Genomic DNA, 4919 nt, shown 5'->3' on the forward strand with positions numbered 1-4919 from the left:
ACGTTTTACGACCTATAAAGCAACGTTTTACGACCTATAAAGCAACGTTTTACGATTATAAAGCAACATACTTAATTTATTGTTGCTTTATAGGTGCATGTGTATTAAAGTTGCTTAGAATGAACAAGGAGTCGTTATGCAAAAACAGTTAGTTACTAAAGATAATTCTTTGATTGGGGCGAGTTATAATTTAGGTGTAGTTGAGCAGCGACTAATATTTTTAGCCATTATTGAAGCTAGAGAGCAAAAAACCCTAATAGAAGCAGGAGGGTTGCTAAGGATTTATGCCCAAAGCTATGCAAAGAAATTTGATGTAGAGAAACATACATCTTATGAAGCAATGAAGAGGGCTGTTGAAGGGTTATATGAAGCAGGTTTTGCATACAGTAAAATTGATAAACAGTCAGGAAAAATGGGCCGCTATAAAAGTCGATGGGTCGATAAGATTGGTTATATCGATGACTTGGGATGTGTTGAACTCATTTTTGCGAGCGATGTAATACCGCTAATTACCAGGCTCGAAGCTAGATATACAGAATATGAATTGAAACAGGTTGTAGGGCTGCAAAGTGAATATGCTATTAGGCTCTATGAATTGATTATCCAATGGCGTTCAGTGGGAAAAACCAACCCAATATCACTTGCAGAATTGCGAGAAAAGCTGGGCTTAGTAGATGAATATAAACGAATAGAAGCTTTTAAAAGAAGGGTTTTGGATTTAGCAGTTAAACAAATTAACGAATATACTGACATTACCGTTGACTATGAACAGCATAAACAAGGTAGAGTTATTACAGGTTTTACATTCAAATTTAGAATAAAAGATAAAGTTAAGAAGGCGTTAGAGTCAAAAAGAGATGCTGATACACCTGATATGCTTACCTCATTGAAAATGACGGATAAACAACGCGGTACGTTTGCAACTAAGCTATCTAGAATGAGTGAGCTATCAACTCATAGTAAGCCAGGTGAGAATTATCAGCAATTCGCTGCACGGATCGAGACTGAGCTACTGGATGAGCATAAGCAAATTTTTTACATCCCTTATCTTGAGAAGTTAGGCTTTCAGCCTTCCTAAAAACTGCCCCCTCTTCCCATAAAAAATATTATGGACGAGGCCCAAAAGAGTGCTTTAAGGTAGGGGTCTCTGTCTTAACTGGTTCAGCATAAGGTTTATTGTTAGATAAGACAGCTTGAATACCAAGCTCCAAAGGTTCAGGTGCTTTAATATCAACGTATAGCGCCTGATGGTACTCTTTCTTGATTTCCATACCTTTACGCCACGTAATTAAGTCTTTACTCTCACGAGACTCAATAGTTCTAGCATATCTTTGCTGAAGCTCCTCGATAATGCGCGGTTGGTGGTTTGCAGCTCGAAAATCCTCTTTGTAAAAAGCACCTTTCAGCCTAATATTCCTCTTCATAGCAGGGTGCGAAACGCTAATAGAGCTTTTAGTGGCTCGTTCTATCTCTAACCCTAAATGTCCTAAGAATTTAATTACGCTTTTACGATCCTTAAGTTCATCATCGGTTAGGCTTTGCAGCATTTTTCGATCAATCGCTTCTTTCAAAGCATTAGTATTAGGAGGATTGGCAATGATTTCATCGTCCTCTTCCTTTGTAGACTTAGACTTTTTATCATATGGTGTGGGCCGTGGCGCATTATTAACATAAGGGTTGGTCAATCGCTTGCGCTCTGGCTCATTGGGATCAGTTAGCCCATACTCTTGATTGATGATGTTTTTGAAGGCATCAACCCTTATTAAGTCGGATCTTGCATAGAATGGCTGCAAGCTTTTCCCTGATCTAAGCTCCTGACAGGGAATAACAAAGTTCAACTCAAGTCGTCCGCCTGTCTCACTTCCTTCAATCTTTTCCCCATCTTGATCTACTTCATATTTCTTATCTTTGTCGCTATGCTCTATCCACAAAATATCGTACTGATCTGGCTCAAGACCTGTAAATAAAGTCTCCTCAAAACGCTGCATGATGTCCATTTTCTGCTCATCAGTGAATTGATCTGACTGTTCGGTAAATGACAGCACCCCTGATTTATACTTTTGCTTAAATGGATTAGCATTGATAAGCTGCTCAGTCATCACAGGATCGCCATAGAGCAATTTAGCGTCTGCGCGCTGCCTATCACTACCAAGTAAGTAATTAAGTGGCCCTGCGCCCGATCCTGCACCATGTCGGAAGAATTTGACTAGCATTAATCATCATCCTTCAAGTTTTTTTTAACTAAATCAGCTATAACTTCTCTAATAGCAGTTATTTCAGCTAATACTTTTCGGTCTAGCTCTTTATTAATGTTAGCGTGTCTTGTTGTTTGGTTAAGATTAGAGCCAATACGACCTAAGGCGCGTACTAATTCAGGGTCGACTTGCTTAACGGGTGTTACTCCCAACCCTAGATTACGCATCCATCCTGCGAGAGTTGCATCAGTTTTACGTTCATGTAGTTTTTGCAGTTCATCATCTGTAACGCGAATAGTAATTTCACGACTACGTTTTCTAGAACGTCTGCTCATATACGTTTCTCAATTGAAAGTTAACAAGTGTTTATCTGTTAAAAACAAAAATAAAGTTTATTAAGTAACATCCGTGCATCTTTTTTACAATAAAAACAACTGTTTAATAGAATTTCTGTCGACTATTACATTGTTCAACATAATTTATTGCCTTGCATCGTAAGTTTTAAAGTATAGAATTAGTATAAAACACATAACAGTGATGTAACTAGATATGAAAAAATTCAATATTTGTCTCCTAAGTGCTTCTATACTCATTCTAACTGCCTGCGGTAGCGATTCTGATTCCGATTTTTCGACAGCACCCCCAACAGTTAACCCCAATCCTGAACCAGATACCTCTATACCTGCAACCCCGATTCAACCAGGTAACAATATACCTACTGCAGACGCGGGTACTAAACAAAATATTGTCTTAGGTGACTTGGTTACTTTAGATGGTTCTAAGAGTGTAGATGAGGATGAAGACGCTTTAACATATACTTGGACAATAAAGGATCAGCCTAAGGGTAGTAAAGCCACATTATCCGATAGTGCAATCGTGAACCCAACATTTAAGCCTGATGTTCAAGGTAAATATATTGTTGTTTTGGTAGTTAACGATGGAAATATTGACAGCAAAGAAAGTACGGTTGAAGTTAATGCCGCTAAAGGAAATGCTTCACCTGTTGCTGTTATCAAAAACATATCAGAAGAAGTTCAAATTAATAAAAAGATTGTTTTGGATGGTTCACTAAGTACAGATAGTGACAACGACACTCTAAGCTATAATTGGACAGTAGAATCTAAGCCGTCAAATAGTGTTGCACAGCTATCTATGTCAACATCTCAAAACCCTAGTATAATTTTTGATAAAGTAGGGGCTTATAAGATTGGGCTAGTTGTTTCCGATGGGCAGTTACAAAGTGAAAAAACTTTTGTCGCAGTAGAGGTTGTGCGTGGTAACTCTGCTCCATTAGCTGATGCTGGTGCTGCGCAAACAATTAAACTGGGTAATACTGTTACACTAGACGGTAGCAAGAGCACAGATCCAGATAATGATAAATTAAATTATAAATGGTCTGTTAGTTCACTACCTTCTGGAAGTAAGGTTACTCTCAACAGTACATCTGTTAACCCTGTTGTAAGACCTGATATAGCTGGAAGCTACGTGTTTAATCTGAAAGTTTCGGATGGTTTTGTAACTTCAAGTGATAACGTTAATATAACCGTTCAGAGTGCTCCTGAATTAGTTTTGAGTACAGATGATTTCTTCGGGAGTAGCGTTAAGGAATTTCCTTATAGTAACTCATCATCATTTAATATAAATTCTACTTGTGTGGGTAGTTGTGCGAAAGGCGTATCTATAGAAAGCTTTGCATTAGAAGCTAAAGGTTCGGATTTTACTATTACTAACCTAAAAGCAAGTTCTAGCAATACTAGTTATCCAGCATTCTTTGAAGGCTTAAATAACAACCAAATCATTAAAAAAGGTGAAAAACTTAATTTTGATTTGCGAGTGATGTATACAAAATATAATACTGTCTCGTTAAATTACTCATTCACAGTTAAAGAAACTGGACAGACATTCTCATATAACGCTAATGGGAAAACTAACTAATAATCTATATTAGTTAAAAAAATAGGGGCTGATTATATCAGCCCCTATTTTTTGGGGGTTCAAAGGGGGCATCGCCCCTTTTGTCAGCACGTGAAGGGTAGAAGATGTAGCGAAGCGAAAACGCCCCCTCTCACGACTGCTGGCTTAAAATAATAATGACATAATAAATTATTTGTCTGTACCTATTTCAAATCAAATGTCTGTACCTAAAATAATGATATTGGCTGTACCTATGTTAGTATTATTGGCTGTACCTATTATAAAAGAGGCTGGTTATGGATAATAGACGTAGGAATATGCAACGATACAATGCTGTACGTTCAGCTCGTGTTGAAGCAATGATTGAGTTTTTAAAGGATCTTGATTTCGGCTGTACTGAACTTTGCCAACTTGGTATAGAAGATGGGTATAGGTTGGAACGTGAGGTTAATTCTTATAGAGCTATGCAAATATCTAGATACTTTGGGGTTAATGTTAGCAAAGGAAAATTAATTCAATTCTCTAAACCTAAAGATCACCAATACGATTTTACTGCTACTCAGTTAATGGACTATATCAGTCAACATAATGATGAGTTAATGAATTACTGGGAATGGTTTGTACAACCAGCTATACGTAGAGCTAGAGAGAAGTATCCTACTGAAGAAGAATTAGAAAATAAGAAGTAAAAGGTTTTTAATGTTTTTAAAAGTTTTTAAAAGCTTTTACGTCCTCTGTAAGCATTGGTATCAAAGCGTTTTACGACCTATAAAGCAACGTTTTACGACCTATAAAGCAACGTTTTACGAC

At 37.3% G+C, this 4919-nt stretch carries 5 protein-coding genes; 3 read left to right on the forward strand and 2 right to left on the reverse strand.

The annotated features are described in order from the left end of the window. Positions 1–136: 136 nt before the first annotated feature. The gene (gene repM / locus JFC08_RS13415; protein ID WP_198331076.1) at positions 137–1078 is read left to right on the forward strand and encodes a replication initiation protein RepM; all 942 of its coding nucleotides are present in this window, start codon (positions 137–139) and stop codon (positions 1076–1078) included. 28 nt (positions 1079–1106) lie between these two features. On the opposite strand, the gene JFC08_RS13420 is transcribed toward repM, so the two are convergent. Beyond that, positions 1107–2213, reverse strand: coding sequence for a relaxase family protein (locus tag JFC08_RS13420; protein ID WP_198331077.1), 1107 nt, complete (start codon positions 2211–2213; stop codon positions 1107–1109). After that, positions 2213–2530 carry a plasmid mobilization protein gene (locus JFC08_RS13425; protein WP_198331078.1) on the reverse strand — a complete coding sequence of 106 codons (318 nt, stop codon included), beginning with the start codon at positions 2528–2530 and terminating at the stop codon, positions 2213–2215. The genes JFC08_RS13420 and JFC08_RS13425 overlap by 1 nt, the downstream gene beginning before the upstream one ends. Positions 2531–2744: 214 nt before the next feature. Here JFC08_RS13425 and JFC08_RS13430 point away from each other — a divergent pair, with 214 nt between their 5' ends. Beyond that, positions 2745–4130: a PKD domain-containing protein gene (locus JFC08_RS13430; RefSeq protein WP_198331079.1), complete on the forward strand. Its 1386-nt coding sequence runs from the start codon at positions 2745–2747 to the stop codon at positions 4128–4130. 275 nt (positions 4131–4405) lie between these two features. Further along, positions 4406–4798 carry a hypothetical protein gene (locus JFC08_RS13435; RefSeq protein ID WP_198331080.1) on the forward strand — a complete coding sequence of 131 codons (393 nt, stop codon included), beginning with the start codon at positions 4406–4408 and terminating at the stop codon, positions 4796–4798. Positions 4799–4919 lie beyond the last annotated feature (121 nt).

The organism is Psychrobacter cibarius (assembly GCF_016107535.1).
GTDB lineage: Bacteria > Pseudomonadota > Gammaproteobacteria > Pseudomonadales > Moraxellaceae > Psychrobacter > Psychrobacter cibarius.